Raw genomic sequence first — 18645 nt, 5'->3', positions numbered from 1 at the left:
CATGCCGGGGAGGCCTAATCAGCAAGCTGCGGCAGGTTCCTGAACAGCTCCAGCGCCTCCGGATTGGCGAGCGCTTCCTTGTTCTTGATGGCGCGACCATGCACCACGTCGCGCACGGCAAGCTCGGTGATCTTGCCCGACTTGGTGTGCGGGATGTCGGTGACGGCAACGATCTTCGCCGGCACATGGCGGGGGCTGGCGCCCGAGCGGATTCTGGCGCGGATGCGCTTTTGCAGATCCTCATCGAGGCTCACGCCGGCGGCCAGCCGCACGAACAGCACGACGCGCACATCGTTTTCGAAATCCTGGCCGATGCAGAGCGCCTCCAGGATTTCCGGCATCTGCTCGACCTGGTTGTAGATCTCAGCCGTGCCTATCCTGACCCCACCGGGATTGAGCGTGGCGTCGGAGCGACCATGGATGATCATGCCGCCATGCGCGGTCCATTCGGCGAAGTCGCCATGGCACCAGATGTTGTCGAAGCGCTCGAAATAGGCCGCGTGGTACTTCTTGCCATCCGGATCGTTCCAGAAGCCGATCGGCATCGACGGGAATGCCTTGGTGCAGACGAGTTCGCCCTTCTCCTGCCGGACCGGCTTGCCGTCGTCGTCCCACACGTCCACCGCCAGGCCGAGGCCCGGCCCCTGGATCTCGCCGGTCCAGACCGGCTCGGTCGGGACACCCAGCACGAAGCAGGAAACGATGTCGGTGCCGCCGGATATCGAGGCGAGATGCACGTCCTTCTTGATGCCGTCATAGACGAAGCGGAAATCCTCCGGCGACAGCGGCGAGCCGGTGGATGAGATGGTCCGCACGCTTGCAAGGTCGTGGCTGTCGATCGGCTTCAGCCCTGCCTTGCGTACGGAATCGATGAATTTCGCCGAAGTGCCGAAATAGGTCATCTTCTCGGCATCGGCGAAATCGAACAGCGCATTGCCGTCGGGGTAGAAGGGCGAACCGTCATAGAGCAGCAACGTCGCCCCCGAGGCGAGGCCCGAGACCAGCCAGTTCCACATCATCCAGCCGCAGGTGGTGAAGTAGAAAAAGCGGTCGCCGTCCAGCAGGCCGGCATGCAGCCGCTGCTCCTTGACGTGCTGGATCAGCGTGCCGCCGGCCGAGTGCACGATGCATTTCGGGATTCCGGTCGTGCCGGAGGAGAACAGAATGTAGAGCGGGTGCGAAAAAGGCAGCCGCTCGAAGGCGAGCGGACTGGCGGCAAAGGGCGAGAGCGCTCCTTCCAGCGCCTCGGCCTTGTCGATGGTGGCGGCGACATCGGCCGACGTGCCGAGATAGTCAACGATCAGCACCTTGCGCACGGTCGCGAGTTTCTCGGCCACCGCGCGGATCTTGTCGGCGACCTCGATGGCTTTGCCGTTGTACCAATAGCCGTCAGGCGCGATGAAGACGACCGGCTCGATCTGGCCGAAACGGTCGAGCACGCCCTGTTCGCCGAAATCAGGTGAGCAGGAAGACCAGACCGCGCCGATCGAGGCGGCAGCCAGCATGGCAGCGACCGTCTCCGGCATGTTCGGCATCATGGCGGCGATGCGATCGCCCTCTCTGACGCCGATCGACAGGAAGAGCTGCTGCAGGCGCGAAGTGAGCGCATGGAGCTCGTTCCAGGACAGCCGGCGCTCGACCTTGTCCTCGCCCCGGAACACGATAGCGAGGCTGCCGCCGGTTTTTTTCAGAAGGTTCTCGGCGAAATTGAGTTTCGCGTCGGGAAAGAAGGCGGCGCCAGGCATCTTCTCGCCATCGACCAGAGCCCGCTCGCCCTTGTCGCCGACAAGTCCGCAAAAGTCCCAGACGAGGTCCCAGAATGCCTCGCGGTCGTCGATCGACCAGCGGTGGAGCTCGGCATAGTTGGAGAAAGCCTGGCCAGACTTCGCAACCGCAGCTTTCATGAAGGCGGTCATGGGCGCGGAGGCGATCCGGTCCTGCGTCGGCGTCCACAAGGGGGTGTCGGCAGCCATATCGTTCCTCCCAAAGCGCGTCGCGATTGCGGCAATTAAGCCTGATGTCGCCTGCGTCGTTGTCCCAAAACCGGCGTGGCGTTGGCGGACCGGACGGGTTTATCGCTTATGCATACCGCAGCGCAGCAGAGCAAGATTTTGTTGAAATGGCCGGCAAGGACACGGCGCAAACGCCATCGGAGGGCCATAAAGACTTGAAAAGCGTCGGCGCTCGGCTACACCCGTCGGGCGATTTGTCGGCAATGGAAACTCACGGGGCGAGATGAGATCATCTTTGATCCGGCGCGGGGTATGGGTAATCGGCGTTGCGGTGCTGGTCATCGCGCTCGCCGTCGCCGCCTTGCCGCTGATTGCCTCGACGCGCATCGTACGCGACCGCATCGCTTGGGAATTGAGCGCCTGGAGCGGCTTTCGCGTGACGATCGACGGTTCGCCGCGCATCGAGGTGTGGCCTAAGTTCCGGGCCATCCTCAGCGATGTGACGCTGTCGCAATGGACGGAAACCGACGCGCCGCCGGTGATCGAAGCCGAGCGCGTCGAAGTCGATCTCTCGGCCATGGCCGCCGTGCAGGGCGACGTCCAATTCTCGACGGCAAGGCTGGTGCGGCCGACGATCAGGGTGGAGCGCAAGGCGAGCGGCCTCTATCTGCCGCCGCTGCCGACCGGCGGCCGCATCACCCGCTCGATCGACACTGCGCGCGGCGTGGTCACCGCGAACCCGCAGAAGCCCGACCTCGGCAGACTCCCTTCCGATCCGTTCGGCATCGTCGAGTTCCGCGACGGCCGCGTCGTGACCTCGGTTGGCGGCAAGGATACCGAGATCCTGAGCAGCCTCAGCGGCCAGGTGAACTGGGCGGCGATGAACAGCGACGCCGCGCTCACGGCGACCGGCATATGGCGCGGCGAAAGCGTCCAGATCGATTTTTCCTCGGCGAAGCCGCTGGTGCTGTTTGCCGGAGGGGTCGCCCCCGTCACGCTCGCCTTCAAGGCGGCGCCCGCCACACTTTCTTTCGACGGCGTCGCCTCGATGTCGGAGAACGGCTATCTGGACGGCCAAGCGAGATTCACCGCCCCTTCGCTGCGACGCCTGCTTGAATGGTCGCAGGCCGGCATGGCGCCTGGTGCTGCGATCGGCTCCGTCTCGGTCGCGAGCAAGGTGGCGGCCTCGGCGGGGCGCGCGAAGTTCGAGAACACGACGGTGGCGCTGGACAACAACCCCGGCATGGGAGCGCTGGACTTTTCGTTCAGCGAGCCCCTTCCCGTTGTTTCCGGCACGCTTGCGTTCGATGCGCTCGATCTTCGATCGGTCCTTTCCGCTTTCACGCCGATCGCTCCGGCCGGCCAGGCAGGCCCCGGCGAGTTCGACACCGGTTTCGCCGACAAGATCAACCTCGATCTCAGGCTGTCGGCGGCGCACGCCACCGCCGGCCCGATCCAGCTTGCCGATGTCGCCGCGACCGCGCAGGTCAAGAACGGGCTTGCCGTCTTCGACATCTCCGACGCGTCGGCCTTCAACGGCAATATCCAGAGCAGCCTGCGCTTCGACCGCAAGCCGGACGGCACTCAGGTCGAGTTGCGGCTTTTGGCATCGGACGTCGACACCGGCGCCTTCGCCACCGCGGCGGGGATGACGCGGCTGGTGCCGGCCGGAACCGGAACCGTCTCGGTCATTCTGAAGGGGCCGGGCAAGGCCTGGGACTCGATCTTCGAGAACGCCGACGGGTCTTTCTCGGCGACGTTCGGGCCGGGCTCGATCAACGGCCTCAACCTGCCTGCCTTTCTCAAGCGCAACGAACAGGGCGGATTCTTCGCCCTCGACGACGTCGCCGACGGCTCGCTGCCCATCGACGGCGCCGAGATCAAGGCGAGCATCTCGAAAGGTGTGGCGCGGCTGGACAAGGCAGAGGTCAATGCACAGAAGTACAAGATCTGGCTTTCGGGCATCGCCTCCTATACCGGGCGCGGGCTGGCGCTCTCGGGCGGCATCATCCCGAACGGACAACCTGCGCAGCAACAGCCGGCCCAACAACCGGCTACCGCCGGTCAGACAGCGGTGCAGGCGCCGCAGCCCCCAAAGCAATCGTTGTTCTTCGTCGGCGGCAACTGGAGCACTCCGTTCATCTCGCCGATCAGCCGCGGCGTTTCAGGCCAATAGAACAAGGCGCAGGTCGCGCCCGTCTTTGTTCCCTATCCGCGTTGCGCCGCCTGCTCATCGCGCTGGCGCTGGACCTCGCGGCGCTTGTTGGCGATCGAGGCAATGATGACGCCGATCGCGACGACAGCGATCAGGATGGTGCAGGCGGCATTGATCTCCGGCGTCACGCCGAGGCGCACCTGGCTGTAGATCTTCATCGGCAGCGTCGTGGCGCCGGGGCCCGAGGTGAAGGAGGCGATGACCAGATCGTCGAGCGAGAGCGTGAAGGCCAGCATCCAGCCGGAGATGATCGCCGGCAAGATGACGGGCAAGGTGATCTGGAAAAAGGTCTTCACCGGCGGCGCGCCGAGGTCCATCGCGGCTTCTTCCAGCGAGCGGTCGAAGGAGACCAGGCGCGACTGCACGACGACGGCCACGAAGCACATGGTGAAGGTGATGTGGGCGAGCGTGACGGTGAAGAAGCCTCGGTCAAGTCCGACGGCCACGAAAAGCAAGAGCAGCGACAGGCCGGTAATGACTTCCGGCATCACCAGCGGCGCAAAGACCATGCCGGAAAACAGCACCCGCCCCTTGAAGCGTGTGTAGCGGGTCAAGGTGATCGCCACCAGCGTGCCGAGCACGGTCGCAACGGTCGCCGAGATGACGCCGACGCGGGCCGTCACCCAGGTGGCGTCCATCAGGCCCTGGTTGTGGAACAGCGACACGTACCATTTCGTCGAGAAGCCGCCCCAGACGGTGACGAGCTTCGATTCGTTGAAGGAAAAGACGATGAGAAGCACGATCGGCAGATAGAGAAAGGCAAAGCCGAGCACGATCGAGGTGATGTTGAAGCGGCTCCAGGTGCCGTTCATTTGCCTTGCTCCTGGGCTTTCGCTTGAGCCTGCTGGAAGAACATGATCGGGACGGTCAGCACCAGGAGCAGGATGACCGCCACCGCCGAGGAGACCGGCCAATCGCGGTTGGCGAAGAATTCGTTCCACAGCGTCTTGCCGATCATCAGCGTCTGCGAGCCGCCGAGAAGGTCCGGTATGACGAACTCGCCGACCGCCGGGATGAAGACCAGCAGGCAGCCGGCAATCACGCCCGGCAGCGACAGCGGGAAGGTGATCTTCCAAAAGGCGCCGATCGGCGGGCAGCCGAGATCCTGCGCCGCCTCGATCAGCGAATAGTCCATCTTCTCCAGCGACGAGTAGAGCGGCAGCACCATGAAGGGCAGATAGGAATAGACGATGCCGATGAAGATCGCGGTGTAGGTGTTGAGGATGACCAGCGGCTGGCTGATCAGGCCAGTGGCGAGCAGCACCTGGTTGAGCAGCCCTTCGGGTTTCAGGATGCCGATCCAGGCATAGACGCGGATCAGGAACGAGGTCCAGAACGGCAGGATCACCAGCATTAGCAAGGTCGGCCGGATCGTCGCCGGCGCGCGCGCCATGCCATAGGCGATCGGATAGCCGACGACCAGCGTCAACACCGTCGAGATGCCCGCGATGATGAGGCTGGTCACATAGGCGTTGAAGTAAAGCGCGTCCTGAGTCAGCCAAGTGTAATTGTCGAAGTTGAGTTCGCGAAAGCCTGCGAAGAATCCGGAAATGCCGTCGCCGAAATCGAGCACCGGGGTGTAAGGCGGCATCGAGATCGCCGTCTGCGACAGCGAGATCTTGAAGACGATGATGAACGGGACAAGGAAGAAGAACAGCAGCCAGAGATAGGGAACGATGATAACGAGACGGTCGACGAAACCCTTCGCCAGCCTGGTCGGCAACTGAGCGGCGGTTTCGGCCGAGGAAGGGGCGGCGGCGATATTGGTCATGGCCGCCCTATTACCTTGTCAGCACGACGCCGGCGTCCGGCCGGAAGGAAACCCAGGCGCGGTCGTTCCAGGTCAGCGGGTCCTCGCTGACCCGGGCAGCGTTCAACGCGCTTGCCCGCACCATCTGTCCGTCGTCGAGCTTGATGTGGTAGACGGTCATGTCGCCAAGATACGCAACGTCATAGACTTCGCCTTCCAGCGCATTGACGGCATCTGCCGGCTTCCTCGACGAGACCTTGATCTTCTCGGGCCGGATCGCGAAGACGATGTCGGCGCCCTTGGTGGTGTCGGCGGCATTCTCGACAACGATCTGCGCACCGGTCGCGCCGGTGATGCGCGTCGTATTCGCTGCCCGCTCGGCAACCTTGCCCTCGAACATGTTCACATTGCCGACGAAATGCGCCACGAAGCGCGACGTCGGGGCCTCGTAGATTTCCGCCGGCGTCGCCACCTGCATCACCTCGCCCCTGTCCATGATGGCGATGCGGTCGGCCATGGTCATGGCTTCCTCCTGGTCGTGGGTGACGACGACGAAGGTAAGCCCAAGTTCCTGCTGCAGGTCCATCAGTTCGAACTGCGTCTCCTCACGCAGCTTCTTGTCGAGCGCGCCGAGCGGCTCGTCCAGCAAAAGCACCTTCGGCCGCTTGGCGACCGAGCGGGCAAGCGCCACGCGCTGGCGCTGACCGCCGGAAAGCTGGTGCGGCTTGCGCTTGGCGAACTGCTCGAGCTTGACCAGCCTCAGCATCTCGGCGACGCGCTTTTCGATATCGGGAGCGGGCATGCCTTCCTGCTTGAGGCCGAAGGCGATGTTCCTTTCCACCGTCATATGCGGAAACAGCGCATAGGACTGGAACATCATGTTCACCGGCCGCTTATAGGGCGGAATGCCGCGCAGGTCCTGGCCGTCGAGCAGAATGCGCCCCGCGGTCGGCTCCTCGAAGCCGGCGAGCATCCTGAGCAGGGTCGACTTGCCGCAGCCCGAGGCGCCGAGAAGGGCGAAGAACTCACGTTCGAAGATGGTCAGCGACAGATTGTTGACAGCGGTGAAGTCGCCAAACTTCTTGGTCACCTTGTCGAACTGGATATACGGCTTGGCGCTCGGATCATTCCATGGCGCGAAATCCCTGCGGATGCTGCCAAGCGATTTCATGTCCCACTCCGGGTCTGTTTCGTTCCGCTGGAACGGTTCATGGTTTCGAGAAAACGCCGAACCGCTCCAGCTTTTTGTTTTTGACGCAATTCCGGGCGGAAAACCGTCCCACACTGTTGCTGGAATTGCTTCTAAAGAAAGCGACCCCGGCAGTTTCTGCCGGGGTCGCGTCTCGATGCTTATTGGCCGGTGACGATCTTGGTCCAGGTGCGCGTGATGATGCGCTGTGTCTTGGGATCGTAGGGCTGCACGGTGTAAAGCTTCTTGGTCGTCTCCTCGTCCGGATAGACCGAGGTGTCCTCCAGCAGTGCCTTGTCGACGAACTGCTGCGAGGCCTTGTTGCCGTTGGCGTAGAGCACATAATTCGAGGATTTGGCGATGACTTCCGGGGTCATCATGTAGTTGATGAACTCATGCGCTTCCGCGACATGCGGCGCGTCGGCGGGGATCGCCATCTGATCGAACCACATCTGGGCGCCTTCCTTGGGCACCGAATAGCCGATCTCGACGCCCTGCTTGGCCTCCTCGGCGCGGTTTCGCGCCTGGAACACATCGCCCGACCAGCCGATCGCCAGGCAGATGTCGCCGTTTGCCAGCGCGTTGATGTATTCCGAGGAATGGAACTTGCGAATATACGGGCGGACCTTGAGCAGGGCCTCCTCGGCCTTGGCGATATCGTCGGGCGAGGTGCTGTTTGGATCGAGGCCGAGATGTTTCAACGTGGCCGGAATGATGTCGGAGGGGGAATCCAGCACATAGACGCCGCAATCCTTGAGCTTGGCGAGGCTCTCCGGATTGAAGAACACGTCCCAGCTGTCGATCTTGTCGGTGCCGAGTGCCGCCTGCACCTTCTTGACGTTGTAGCCGAGGCCGACCGTGCCCCACATATAGTTGACCGAGTACTCATTGTTCGGATCATACTTTGCGGTGCGCTCCGAAATGACATCCCACATGTTGGAGATGTTCGGCAGCTTGGACTTGTCGAGCTTCTGGAAGACGCCGGCCTGGATCTGGCGCGCCAGGAAATTGGCGCTGGGCACCACGACATCATAGCCGCTGCCCCCGGCCAGCAGCTTCGTCTCCAGGATCTCGTTGGAATCGAAAGTGTCGTAGACGACCTTGATGCCGGTCTTCTTGGTGAAGTCCTCGATGATCGAGCTGTCGATATAGTCCGACCAGTTATAGACGTTGACGACGCGGTCGTCGGCATGGCCGCTCGCGGCGAAGAGCGCCAGAAAGGCCGAAGTCGCCGAAAGCAAAAGCGCTTTGCGGATCATGATATTCTCCTTTGGTGAGTGTTCCCGTGCCGGCTCGTCGCGACATGGGCGCGGGACGGCGTTTGTTTCAGACTATGGAGATTTCCGGAGAGCCACAAGCGCGCGCGCCTGGCAGTGCGCCGGATCGTTGAGTGACGGGCGCCGCCCTTGCCTCCTTTCCAGGAAGCTGTTCGGACGGCCTCAGCGGCGTTGGCCGCGGCGTAAGCAGAGATGTAACGATGCGGTCCGGCCTCAATGAGGCCGGCGGAGTCACTTGGCAAGATACGCCTGTCTTGTTGTTGCCGTAATTGCAGCCTGCCCGGCCCGCAGCGGAGTTGTCAATGGGGAAGACACGCGAGCATCAATTGGGAGACGGCAGCCCGGTGATGCCCGGCCGCTCGGGCCGGGTCTGCCGCTTGAACTCAAACGCAATATGAACAAGCAGCGCGGCGATGACGACCGCGCCGCCGATGATGGTGCGCCCCGACGGCACCTCGGAATGGACGAGCCACACCCAGATCGGACCGAGGATCGGCTCGAAAGTGCCGAGCAGCGCCGCGACGGCCGCGGGCACCAGGCGGGCGCCCATGGCGAAAAAAGCAAGACCGACGCCGAGATTGATGACGCCGAAGGCGAAGAGAAAGCCCATGTCGCGCCCGGAGACGGTGAATTCCGTGGCTTGCGAGGCAGCAAAAGCACCGGCGAGCAATGCGCCGAGGCAAGTGGCCGGCACCATGCGCACATGGGCAAAGCGCCGGGTGATCACGGTCGCGAACGACAACATCACCGCGATCAGCAGCGCCAGGCCATCGCCGATCGGCGAGACGGCGCCGTCAAGCGATTCCGAGACCATGATGGCCACGCCGGTGATGACGGCGGCAATGGCGACCCAGGTTCCTGGGGTCACGCGTTCGCGAAACAGCACCCAGGCGAGCATGGCCGCCAGAAGCGGGACACCGGCCTGCATCAACAAGATGTTGGCGACCGTCGTGTAGGCGAGCGCGACGATGAAGCTCGTGGAGGCGGTGGCGAAGCAGAGAGCGACGCCCAGCCCAGGCAGGCCCATGTCGCGGAACAATCTCCAGGTGCCGCGCCAGCCGTCGCGCCAGAGCATGAAGGCGACGAGGAAGCCCACCGCCCAGATCGAGCGCCAGAACACCACGGTCCAGCTGTCGCCGACATGGATGAAGCGAGCGATGGTGCCGCCAAAACTCCACATCAGCGCCGACAGGAAGACCAGCAGCATGCCGATCCGCTCCTCGCGCGGCGAGACGGCGGCCAAGGCAACGCGAGACGAGGCGGTATCGGTCATAGGCGAGACTGTCAGCGATTTGCCGGCGGCACGATCCACCACGGACGACCACACCATATCCCATTCGCGTAGCGCAAATGCTCGAGCCAGGCGTGATCCAGCATCCGCTGAAATGTAGGACAAAGCCGGCTTGCGAGCCGCCGAACCGCTGCGGCTGGCGGGGGTGCTACCCCTGGAAATCGAAGGCGCTGAGACCCGTCACCATCTCGTCGAGGCCAAGCGGCCGGGTCACCGGCGGCTCGGCGCGCGCCAGGCAGCCAACGCGCTCGCAGAGCCTGCAGGCCGGGCCGACCGGCGTTGCATATGCCGTGCTCTGCGCGGCCTTGGCGGCGGACGGTCCGGGCAGCGCCGCGCTGTAGACGATCTCGTCGCGAAAGCCGATGTCGCAGCCCAGCAGAAGCGCCGTGCGCCGCGGCCGCTCGGAGAAGGCGCCTTGCGGCCCTTCGAGCGTGCGGGCGATGCAGAGGAACTCGGCCCCGTCCGGCATTTCCACCGCCTCGACCAGGATCCGGCCCGGCTGCGAAAAGGCCGCATGGACAGGAAGCTTCGGACAGGCGCCGCCGAAACGGCTTTGCGGATAGCCCAGGCTGCCCGCCTTGCGGAAGCGGTTGCCGGCACTGTCGACCTCCAGCATGAAGAACGGTACGCCTGAGGCGCTCGGCCGCTGCAGCATGGTCAGGCGGTTTGCCGCCTGCTCGAAGGAGACGCCGAAGCGCGAACGCAAGACGTCGATGTCGTAGCGGGCGCGGACGGCCGCTGCATGAAAGGCGTGATAGGGCATCATCAGCGCGTGCGCCGCATAGCGGCCGAGCTCGAAACGGGCTAAGCGGCGTGCTTCGTCCGTGCCGAGCTTCAACGTCTGGATCTCGCCCGCCACGGCCACCGTCATGCGCATCAGGCTCGCCTCCATGGCGACCTCGCGCAGCTGATCGAAGGGGGAGAGCCGCTCTGACAGGAACAGGCGTTGCGAATGGCGATCGTAGCGCCTGCGCCAGTTCGGCATGGTGGCCACCGGCAGCACCTTGACCACGATGCCGTGCTCGCGCCTTAGCCACGCCTTCAGCGTGCCGAACAGGTCGTCGCCTGGATCGAGCAGCGAAATGAAGGCCTCGGCTTCCTCCTCCAGCGCGGCGAAATGGTTCGGCCTGCGCTCGAAAGTCTCGTGCACTTCGTCGACAGGCAGGCGCGTGCCGGACAATGCGGTCGCCCTGCCCTCCCGCGCCAGGAGTTCATTGAGATCCGACAGCCGATCGGCCTGCTCGCGATAGGCGCGAAACAATTTCACCATCGCGGCGGAAGCGTTCGGCGCGATCTCGGCGAGGTCGATCAGTTCCTGGTCGCCCGGCAGTTCGCCGGCCAGCAGCGGATCGCCGAACACTTCCTTCAGCGCCGCGATCGATCCTTTGGTCTCGCCTTGCAATTCGTGCGGGTCGATCTTGTAGGCCGACGCCAGCTTGAGGATCAGCTGCACCGTCAGCGGCCGCTGGTTGCGCTCGATGAGATTGAGGTAGGACGGCGAGATGCCCAGGCCTTCGGCCATCGCCGTCTGGGTCAGGCCCTTGGCGTTGCGAAGCCGGCGGATGCGCGGCCCGGCGAAAATCTTCTGCTCGGCCAATCGGCTACCTTGAAAAGAGTTTTACATAACGGCGCGCCGTCGCGGGCTCATCCAGCTTTTTACAATCATGACAGATTTACAGCCCCGACCTGTCAAACGCAACACCAGTTTTCCCGTATTTTAGCGGGCAAGCTCCGGTTTTTCTGGCGACTTTTGCGGCGCAATGTAAACAATGTAACACGTGAACGGCCCACAGATACGTCCCTCAAACGGGCCATCTAAACAAGCAAGACTGACCTGGAGCAATCGATGACTGATTTTTACAACCTCGTCCCGTCCGCGCCGGAGGGCCGTTTCGACGGCATCGAACGGCCCTACTCGGCGGAGGACGTGAAGCGGCTGCGCGGCTCGGTCCAGATTCGCCATACGCTTGCGGAGATGGGCGCGAGCAGGCTGTGGAAGCTGATCCACGAGGAAGATTTCGTCAATGCGCTCGGCGCCATGTCGGGCAACCAGGCCATGCAGCAGGTCAGGGCGGGCTTGAAGGCGATCTATCTGTCGGGCTGGCAGGTCGCGGCCGACGCCAACACCGCGTCGGCCATGTATCCGGACCAGTCGCTTTATCCGGCGAATGCGGCGCCGGAGCTGGTCAAGCGCATCAACCGCACGCTGCAGCGCGCCGACCAGATCGAGACATCCGAAGGCAAGGGTCTTTCGGTCGAGACCTGGTTCGCGCCGATCGTCGCCGACGCCGAAGCCGGCTTTGGCGGGCCGCTCAACGCGTTCGAGATCATGAAGGCCTTCATCGAGGCCGGTGCCGCTGGCGTCCACTATGAGGACCAGTTGGCGTCGGAGAAGAAGTGCGGCCATCTCGGCGGCAAGGTGCTGATCCCGACCGCAGCGCATATCCGCAACCTTAATGCGGCCCGGCTTGCAGCGGACGTGATGGGCACGCCGACGCTGGTGGTGGCGCGCACCGACGCGGAAGCCGCCAAGCTGCTCACCTCCGACATCGACGAGCGCGACCGGCCTTTCGTCGACTATGACGCCGGCCGCACGGTCGAGGGCTTCTATCACGTCAGGAACGGCATCGAGCCCTGCATCGCGCGCGCCGTCGCCTACGCGCCGCATGCAGACCTGATCTGGTGCGAAACCTCGAAGCCGGATCTTCAGCAGGCAAGGAAGTTCGCTGAAGGGGTGCACAAGCACCACCCGGGCAAGCTGCTCGCCTATAATTGCTCGCCGTCGTTCAATTGGAAGAAGAACCTGGACGACGCGACCATCGCGAAGTTCCAGAAGGAACTCGGCGCCATGGGCTACAAATTCCAGTTCATCACACTGGCCGGGTTCCACCAGCTGAACTTCGGCATGTTCGAACTGGCCCGCGGCTACAAGGAGCGCCAGATGGCGGCCTATTCGGAACTGCAGGAGGCGGAATTCGCGGCGGAGGTCCATGGCTATACCGCGACCAAGCATCAGCGCGAAGTCGGCACCGGCTATTTCGATGCCGTTTCGATGGCGATCTCCGGCGGCCAGTCTTCGACCACCGCCATGCATGAGTCGACCGAGCACGCCCAGTTCAGGCCGGCGGCCGAGTAATGACAACACCAGAGGAAACGCCCGAAGGGCACTTACGTCGAGGAGAACAGCAATGGCATCGATAAGCCGGGTCAAGGAACGGGCCGAAGAACAATCAAGCGCGATGAGCGTCGATCAGCAGGCGACGATCCGCATGCTTGCCAACGACCTGCACAGGCTCAACCAGTCTGTGATGAAGGCGGTCGAAGCAGGTGTGTCCGTCGAGCTGGTGCGCTCTGCCAGGCACCATGGCGGAGACGGCAACTGGGGTGATCTTTTGATCCCAGTGATCGTCACCCATCAGAACCAAGGCTGACGTAACGTCAACAATCACTCGCGAGTGTCTCCCGTGTGCTATACGTTCCGGGGGACGTTCGTTTTTTCGAATTGTGGCCGTGGCGCTGGGGAGAACTTGCGCCGGATTTTAGCAATTCTTCCTATATTATCATTTTCCACTATTTTTGCTTGACACCGCTGGCGATCTCGCGCCAATTGCGCGCTTAAGGTTTCAACCCTGCATTGAACCAGAGCCTCCGCCATACATGTGTCCCGCCAATCGTGACGACTCTGAAAAACCAATGAAACCGGCGGACCGTGGCGCGGCGGCCCGGCTGCCGGCGGATATCTCCAAGGTCCTGGTGGTCGGCAAATCGTCGATCAACCGGGTCGTCGTATCGAAAATCGTGGAAAAGTCCGGGCTGAAGCCGATTTCGGAGCCACCGGAGGCGGCCGAGAAAGCTTTGGCCGGCCTGGTTCCCGGCGCAATCATACTCGATGGCGGACCCGACGACAGGGATTGCGACAGGTTGCTGTCCGGCATCGACGCGCTGCGGCGCGCTTCCGGCAAGGCGCGGCCCGCCGTGATCCTGCTTTCAACCAGGAATGGCACGCCGGACAGCCTCGGCCTGTCGAGCGTGGTCGACGCCGTGGTCGCCAAGCCGATCACGCCCGAAAGGCTGCAACCAGTAATCGATCGCCTGGTCGGCCGCGGCTAGGCAGAGGCGACGCTCAGCCGGGCTTCGCTATAGCCTCGACCAGTGCCGGCAACTCGCCGAGATCTGCGATCTCGCGAAAACGCGGCGCCGCGACAGGCGCCTCGGCGTGTTCGATCGCCCAGGTCAATTCGTGCGGCACATGGATGCCCCAGCCACCGGCCTCGATGGCGGGAACCACATCGGACTTGAGCGAGTTGCCAACCATCATGCTGTTCTGCGGACCGTCGCCATGGCGGCTGAAGATGCGGGCATAGGTGGCTGCGCTCTTGTCGCTGACGATCTCGACGGCATCGAAGAGATCACCCATTCCCGACTGCGCGAGCTTGCGCTCTTGATCGAAGAGGTCGCCCTTGGTGATCAGCACCAGATGGTAGGAGCCCGCCAGCTTTTCGACCGTCTCGCGGGCATGCGGCAGCGGCTCGATCGGATGGCTCAGCATCTCGCGGCCGGCAGCCAGGATTTCGCCGATGACCGAACCGGGCACCTCGCCGTTTGTGATCGCGACGGCCGTCTCGATCATCGACAGCGTAAAGCCCTTAATGCCGAAGCCATAGAGGGCGAGGTTGCGCCTTTCCGCTTCGAGCAGCCGTGCCGCGATGTGCTCATGATCGCCGTGCTCGGCCAGCAAGGCGGCAAAACGCTTCTCGGTCAGGCGGAAGAACTGCTCGTTCTGCCACAGCGTGTCGTCGGCATCGAAGCCGATGGTGGTCAAACGTGGAGCGGACATGTGCGACCCTTTGCTTACAGGCTCATCTAGACCCTGTGGCGCTGCGCCGCCAGCAAGAAGACAGGCACGCCGGTTCCTTTGGGCTGCGGCTCGGCTTGCCTGTGGCGACGCGGGCGCCTCCCCTTTCCTTCCGCCACGGCGCCCGGCTATACTTTGAAATCCGCAACACAATCTGGTGAATGATGCCGCCTGAAAAAAAGGAAGTCCGTCCGTCGAGCCGGGGGGGACGCGCCCGCACGCCTGCCTTCTTGAAAAACGAACGCGGTGTGAAGAACTGGAAGGAAGCCAGCGCCTGGCTGGAATGGCGCGGCATCGAGGACATCGAGTGCATCACGCCGGACCAGGCCGGCGTCGCCCGCGGCAAGATGATGCCGTCGAAGAAATTCACCTCCAACACATCGCTGGCCTTACCTTCGGCCGTCTTCATGACGACGATATCCGGCGGCTATCCGGAAGACGGCAATGGCTTCCACTATCCGGAGGACGACGGCGACCTGAAGCTCTTGCCCGATCTCTCGACACTGACCGTCGTGCCCTGGGAGGAAGATCCGACCGCCGCGGTGATCTGCGACCTCGTCCACCAGGATGGCCGCTCCGTCGAATTCACGCCGCGCAACGTGCTGAAGCGCGTGCTGGCCGCCTATGACGACCGGGGGCTGAAGCCGGTGGTGGCGCCCGAGATCGAATTCTATCTGGTACGCAAGAACCCCGATCCGGACTATCCGCTTACGCCGCCCGTCGGGCGCTCAGGGCGGCCGATCGGCGGCGGCGCCGGCTATTCGATCGCGGGCGTCAACGAGTTCGACGAACTGATAGACGACATCTACCATTTCTCGGAGCGGCAAGGCCTAGAGATCGATACGCTGATCCACGAGGAGGGCGCCGGCCAGCTCGAGATCAACCTGCGTCACGGCAATCCGATCGAGCTTGCCGACCAGGTCTTCATGTTCAAGCGCACGATCCGCGAGGCGGCGCTGAAGCACGAAATCTACGCCACCTTCATGGCCAAGCCGATCCAGGGGCAACCTGGCTCGGCCATGCATATCCATCAGTCGGTGGTCGACAAGAAGACCGGCAAAAACATCTTCTCGGCCGAGGACGGCGCCGAGACGGATGCGTTCTTCCATTTCATCGGCGGCATGCAGAAGCACGTGCCGAACGCGCTGGTGATGCTTGCGCCTTACGTCAATTCCTATCGGCGGCTCACGCAGGCAGCGTCGGCGCCGGTCAACAACAAGTGGGGCTACGACAACCGCACGACGGCTTTCCGCGTGCCGCGTTCCGATCCAGCGGCGCGGCGCGTCGAAAATCGGATTCCGTCCTCGGACGCCAATCCCTATCTGGCGCTTGCCGCCTCGCTTGCCTGCGGGTTGATCGGCATGAACAACAAGGTCCAGGCCGAGCCGCCGGTGCTGACGACCGCCAACGAGGACGAGATCGACCTGCCGCGCAGCTTGCTCGAGGCCGTGGACCTTTTCGAGGCCGACAAGGAGCTTGGCGCCATTGTCGGCAAATCCTTCGCAGCCACGTATGCGGCCATCAAGCGAGCCGAGTTCGAGACATTCATGGAAGTGATCAGCCCTTGGGAGCGGGAGTATCTGTTGCTGAATGTGTGAGCGGCCACTTCGTCGAGTGAATGGGTGAATAGTGAATGGTGAGTAATTTCATATTGGATGGGTGAACGCAGCCAGAGCGCTCTAGCACAGCATTCACTATTCACCATTCACCATTCACCTGCGTTTCCGCATGCCTCGATGGGCGGGTATTCCGGCCACGGCATCATGCTGTCCAAACTTCTTCGGCAAGCTCTACGCCGAGACGGTCGCGGGCAATCGCGACCGCTGAAGCTGATCGAGTATCTGAAGATTCCCGCCTTCCCGGACAGCTGTTGTTTACGCGCACCGCTGCTGTTTCTGGCGCTCAACTGGTTCGCACTGCGCCGCAGGATCTGAAGCCGGAACATGTGCAGAAGCTGTTAATTCGACAAGTCCGCTTCCCTAACGGCACGTTGCGGAATCCTTAACAAACGCGCAGAATTTCGCAAAAAGGCGCACTGATGCCATAATCGGCGGTAAAAGATGCCGGTTCTGGGCGATAAGACGGGGATTTGCGCGGGCCTGCCCGCTGGAAATTTCGGGACCGATGCCGATCAGCCGCGAACGGTTTGCGGCAAGATCGAAAGAACGTCGGCCCGGTTGTTGGAGGTGGTTTAGGTGAACGAGCCCTTCAGTTTCGGTGCGCCGGAACGACGGCACTTTGCCGTGCGGTTCGGCTATGACATGCGGCCCTCGTTCTGGCAGGGCCTGCAGTCGAACGCGCATCTGGTGATCGCGGCCGTCGGCACCGCGGCGCTGCTTGGCGTGGCGGCGGTGGCGCTTTGGCTGGCCTTGCCGGCCAATGAGCGGCAGGCGATCGCGAAAACGGAGCAGACCGTCCCCGCGATCCCGGTCAAGACGAAGAAAATCGCCCCGGCCGCGGCGAGCTCTGTCAGTGTCGCCGCCGCGCCGCAAGCGGCGCGCAAGGCCGATGCGGTTTCGCCCATGACTGCGGCCCGGGAAACTGCCATCCCGGCACTGGCTTCCAACAATCCCCGCTGGAACGGCACGGTTGGTGAGCCCGCGCCCGCGGCGGATGCTCCGCCGGCCTCATCCGCTCAGGCAGCGGAGAAGCCGGCGACGCAGAACGACAAACCGGCCGTTGCCGCCTTCGCCGAAACCGGGTCCGGAAACGATGCTTCGGCCGCCCTGGCTGAGGTCGCGGCGCCAGCGCCGGCGGCTGCCCAACCGGCAGACGCAAAAAAGCCTGACGACAAAATGGATGCGGCCCAGACCGCCGCCATCCCGGACGCGAAGCCCCAGGTTGCCGAGGCCCAGCCGGCGTCACCCGAGGATGCGGCTCAGGACGAGCCGAAGCCCGAAAACGCCGGCACTGGCACCAATGGACGCGTCCTGAGGGCTGTTACCATGCGTTCCGGCCCGAAGAACGGCGCCGCCGCGATCGTCACTGTGCCTGCCAAGTCAGCCGTGCACGTGATGGGCTGCAAAAAATGGTGCGAGATCGTCTATAACGGCAAACGCGGCTGGATCTACAAGAGCTTCGTCAAGACCGGCGCCTGATCTGGACGCTCTTGGCGGCCTGACGCCGCCGCGACGTCGGTTCAGATGCAGCGCCCGCCGTCGACCTCCAGCGCCACGCCGGTGATCAAGGCCGCCTCGTCCGAAGCCAGCCAGAGCGCCGCGTTGGCGATGTCGAGCGGCGTCGACAGCCGGCCGAGCGGGATAGACGCGCGGAATTTTTCACGGATGTCCGGCGTGTCGGCGCCCATGAACTTCTCCAGCATGCCGGTCTCGCCGGCGACCGGGCAGAGGCAATTGACGCGAATGTTCTTCGGGGCGAGTTCGACCGCCATCGACTTGGTGGCGGTGATCGCCCATCCCTTGGAGGCGTTGTACCAGGTGAGGCCCGGCCGCGGCCTGATGCCGGCTGTCGAAGCCGTGGTCAGTATGACGCCGCCGCCCTGCCGGTCCATGATCGGCACCACGGCAAGCGCGGCATGATAGATCGCCTTCATGTTGACAGCGGTGATCAGGTCGAAGGTTTGCTCGTCGACGCCGAGCATGTCTCCGTTGCGATGGGTGTAGCCGGCATTGTTGACCATGATGTCGACGCGGCCGAAGGCGCTTTTGGCGGCATAAACCATCTCGTCGAATTCGGAGCGTTGCGAGACGTCGGTCTGGGTCCAGATCGCGTTGTCGCCGATTTCCTTCGCCACGCGCGCTGCGCCCTTGGCGTTGAGGTCGGCAACCACGACGCGCGCGCCTTCCTCGGCGAAGCGCTTCGCCATGCCCTCGCCGAAGCCCGACGCCGCGCCGGTGATGATGGCAACCTTGTTTTGCAGACGCATGGTTTTCCCCATCATTGAAGGGCTGGCGGTCGCCATTCTCCCTTAGCTTTCGTCACATTCAGGTTCTATGTTGCAGGCGCGAACGCTTCCGGAAAGCTGTTGCTTGCCGACAAGCCTCCCGGTGGCGCCAGTGTCAAGGCCGCATTTGGGCCCAATCGATTGTTCAGCGATTGGTCCCGGATGTGACACCATGACACTGGACGATTTAAATCGATTAGAATATAGCAGCC

General features: G+C 63.2%; 15 protein-coding genes and 1 pseudogene. 7 read left to right on the top strand and 9 right to left on the bottom strand.

From position 1 onward, the window contains the following. Positions 1–14: 14 nt before the first annotated feature. Positions 15–1973 carry an acetoacetate--CoA ligase gene (locus tag P9228_RS06815; protein WP_278052798.1) on the bottom strand — a complete coding sequence of 653 codons (1959 nt, stop codon included), beginning with the start codon at positions 1971–1973 and terminating at the stop codon, positions 15–17. A gap of 262 nt (positions 1974–2235) precedes the next feature. Here P9228_RS06815 and P9228_RS06810 point away from each other — a divergent pair, with 262 nt between their 5' ends. Beyond that, complete coding sequence (locus P9228_RS06810) at positions 2236–4128, top strand: AsmA family protein (protein WP_278052797.1); 1893 nt, start codon at positions 2236–2238, stop codon at positions 4126–4128. Between the two features lie 32 nt (positions 4129–4160). Here the strand turns inward: P9228_RS06810 and P9228_RS06805 are convergent, their stop codons facing one another. The 6 genes from P9228_RS06805 to P9228_RS06780 all read right to left on the bottom strand — a co-directional run bounded on the left by P9228_RS06805 (position 4161) and on the right by P9228_RS06780 (position 11271). Beyond that, entirely contained in the window at positions 4161–4979 is an 819-nt protein-coding gene (locus P9228_RS06805; RefSeq protein ID WP_278052796.1) for an ABC transporter permease subunit, read from the bottom strand. Then, positions 4976–5938, bottom strand: coding sequence for an ABC transporter permease subunit (locus tag P9228_RS06800; protein ID WP_278052795.1), 963 nt, complete (start codon positions 5936–5938; stop codon positions 4976–4978). Before P9228_RS06800 ends, P9228_RS06805 begins: the two co-directional genes overlap by 4 nt. Positions 5939–5948: 10 nt before the next feature. Next, positions 5949–7088, bottom strand: a complete 1140-nt coding sequence (locus P9228_RS06795; protein WP_278052794.1) for an ABC transporter ATP-binding protein — start codon at positions 7086–7088, stop codon at positions 5949–5951. A gap of 179 nt (positions 7089–7267) precedes the next feature. Continuing rightward, entirely contained in the window at positions 7268–8365 is a 1098-nt protein-coding gene (locus P9228_RS06790; RefSeq protein ID WP_095801099.1) for a polyamine ABC transporter substrate-binding protein, read from the bottom strand. A gap of 340 nt (positions 8366–8705) precedes the next feature. Further along, positions 8706–9656, bottom strand: a complete 951-nt coding sequence (locus P9228_RS06785; RefSeq protein WP_067327997.1) for a DMT family transporter — start codon at positions 9654–9656, stop codon at positions 8706–8708. Positions 9657–9822: 166 nt separating this feature from the next. Next, positions 9823–11271: an XRE family transcriptional regulator gene (locus tag P9228_RS06780; protein ID WP_095801100.1), complete on the bottom strand. Its 1449-nt coding sequence runs from the start codon at positions 11269–11271 to the stop codon at positions 9823–9825. A gap of 249 nt (positions 11272–11520) precedes the next feature. Here P9228_RS06780 and aceA point away from each other — a divergent pair, with 249 nt between their 5' ends. The 3 genes from aceA (at position 11521) to P9228_RS06765 (ending at position 13784) form a co-directional block, all read left to right on the top strand. Then, positions 11521–12810: an isocitrate lyase gene (gene aceA / locus P9228_RS06775; RefSeq protein WP_067327261.1), complete on the top strand. Its 1290-nt coding sequence runs from the start codon at positions 11521–11523 to the stop codon at positions 12808–12810. A gap of 52 nt (positions 12811–12862) precedes the next feature. Continuing rightward, a complete protein-coding gene (locus tag P9228_RS06770) occupies positions 12863–13105 on the top strand; it encodes a hypothetical protein (protein WP_066989302.1) in 243 nt (80 codons plus the stop codon). A 262-nt stretch (positions 13106–13367) separates the two neighbouring features. Then, positions 13368–13784 (top strand): response regulator, encoded by a 417-nt coding sequence (locus P9228_RS06765; RefSeq protein WP_164747267.1) that lies wholly within the window; start codon positions 13368–13370, stop codon positions 13782–13784. A gap of 13 nt (positions 13785–13797) precedes the next feature. Here P9228_RS06765 and P9228_RS06760 read toward each other — a convergent pair whose 3' ends face one another. After that, entirely contained in the window at positions 13798–14511 is a 714-nt protein-coding gene (locus P9228_RS06760) for an HAD family hydrolase (RefSeq protein WP_095781924.1), read from the bottom strand. Between the two features lie 182 nt (positions 14512–14693). Here P9228_RS06760 and P9228_RS06755 point away from each other — a divergent pair, with 182 nt between their 5' ends. The 3 genes and pseudogenes from P9228_RS06755 to P9228_RS06745 all read left to right on the top strand — a co-directional run bounded on the left by P9228_RS06755 (position 14694) and on the right by P9228_RS06745 (position 17627). Then, a complete protein-coding gene (locus P9228_RS06755) occupies positions 14694–16127 on the top strand; it encodes a glutamine synthetase family protein (RefSeq protein ID WP_095776675.1) in 1434 nt (477 codons plus the stop codon). Between the two features lie 126 nt (positions 16128–16253). Beyond that, a pseudogene (locus P9228_RS06750) lies at positions 16254–16463 on the top strand (FAD-dependent oxidoreductase); the annotation flags it as partial. Positions 16464–16724: 261 nt separating this feature from the next. Further along, positions 16725–17627 carry an SH3 domain-containing protein gene (locus tag P9228_RS06745; RefSeq protein ID WP_278052793.1) on the top strand — a complete coding sequence of 301 codons (903 nt, stop codon included), beginning with the start codon at positions 16725–16727 and terminating at the stop codon, positions 17625–17627. Between the two features lie 41 nt (positions 17628–17668). Here P9228_RS06745 and P9228_RS06740 read toward each other — a convergent pair whose 3' ends face one another. After that, positions 17669–18415: an SDR family oxidoreductase gene (locus P9228_RS06740; protein WP_278052792.1), complete on the bottom strand. Its 747-nt coding sequence runs from the start codon at positions 18413–18415 to the stop codon at positions 17669–17671. Between the last annotated feature and the right edge of the window lie 230 nt (positions 18416–18645).

The sequence above is a fragment of the Mesorhizobium sp. WSM4898 genome (genome assembly GCF_029625845.1).
Lineage (GTDB): Bacteria > Pseudomonadota > Alphaproteobacteria > Rhizobiales > Rhizobiaceae > Mesorhizobium.
This window is presented reverse-complemented; position numbering and strand designations above follow the sequence as displayed.

Coding starts and splice junctions, on each gene's coding strand:
- P9228_RS06815 (WP_278052798.1), bottom strand. CDS start 1,973: ATGGCTGCCGACACCCCCTTGTGGACGCCGACGCAGGACCGGATCGCC.
- P9228_RS06760 (WP_095781924.1), bottom strand. CDS start 14,511: ATGTCCGCTCCACGTTTGACCACCATCGGCTTCGATGCCGACGACACG.
- P9228_RS06755 (WP_095776675.1), top strand. CDS start 14,694: ATGCCGCCTGAAAAAAAGGAAGTCCGTCCGTCGAGCCGGGGGGGACGC.
- P9228_RS06740 (WP_278052792.1), bottom strand. CDS start 18,415: ATGCGTCTGCAAAACAAGGTTGCCATCATCACCGGCGCGGCGTCGGGC.
- P9228_RS06795 (WP_278052794.1), bottom strand. CDS start 7,088: ATGAAATCGCTTGGCAGCATCCGCAGGGATTTCGCGCCATGGAATGAT.
- P9228_RS06770 (WP_066989302.1), top strand. CDS start 12,863: ATGGCATCGATAAGCCGGGTCAAGGAACGGGCCGAAGAACAATCAAGC.
- P9228_RS06805 (WP_278052796.1), bottom strand. CDS start 4,979: ATGAACGGCACCTGGAGCCGCTTCAACATCACCTCGATCGTGCTCGGC.
- aceA (WP_067327261.1), top strand. CDS start 11,521: ATGACTGATTTTTACAACCTCGTCCCGTCCGCGCCGGAGGGCCGTTTC.
- P9228_RS06785 (WP_067327997.1), bottom strand. CDS start 9,656: ATGACCGATACCGCCTCGTCTCGCGTTGCCTTGGCCGCCGTCTCGCCG.
- P9228_RS06800 (WP_278052795.1), bottom strand. CDS start 5,938: ATGACCAATATCGCCGCCGCCCCTTCCTCGGCCGAAACCGCCGCTCAG.
- P9228_RS06765 (WP_164747267.1), top strand. CDS start 13,368: ATGAAACCGGCGGACCGTGGCGCGGCGGCCCGGCTGCCGGCGGATATC.
- P9228_RS06790 (WP_095801099.1), bottom strand. CDS start 8,365: ATGATCCGCAAAGCGCTTTTGCTTTCGGCGACTTCGGCCTTTCTGGCG.
- P9228_RS06810 (WP_278052797.1), top strand. CDS start 2,236: ATGAGATCATCTTTGATCCGGCGCGGGGTATGGGTAATCGGCGTTGCG.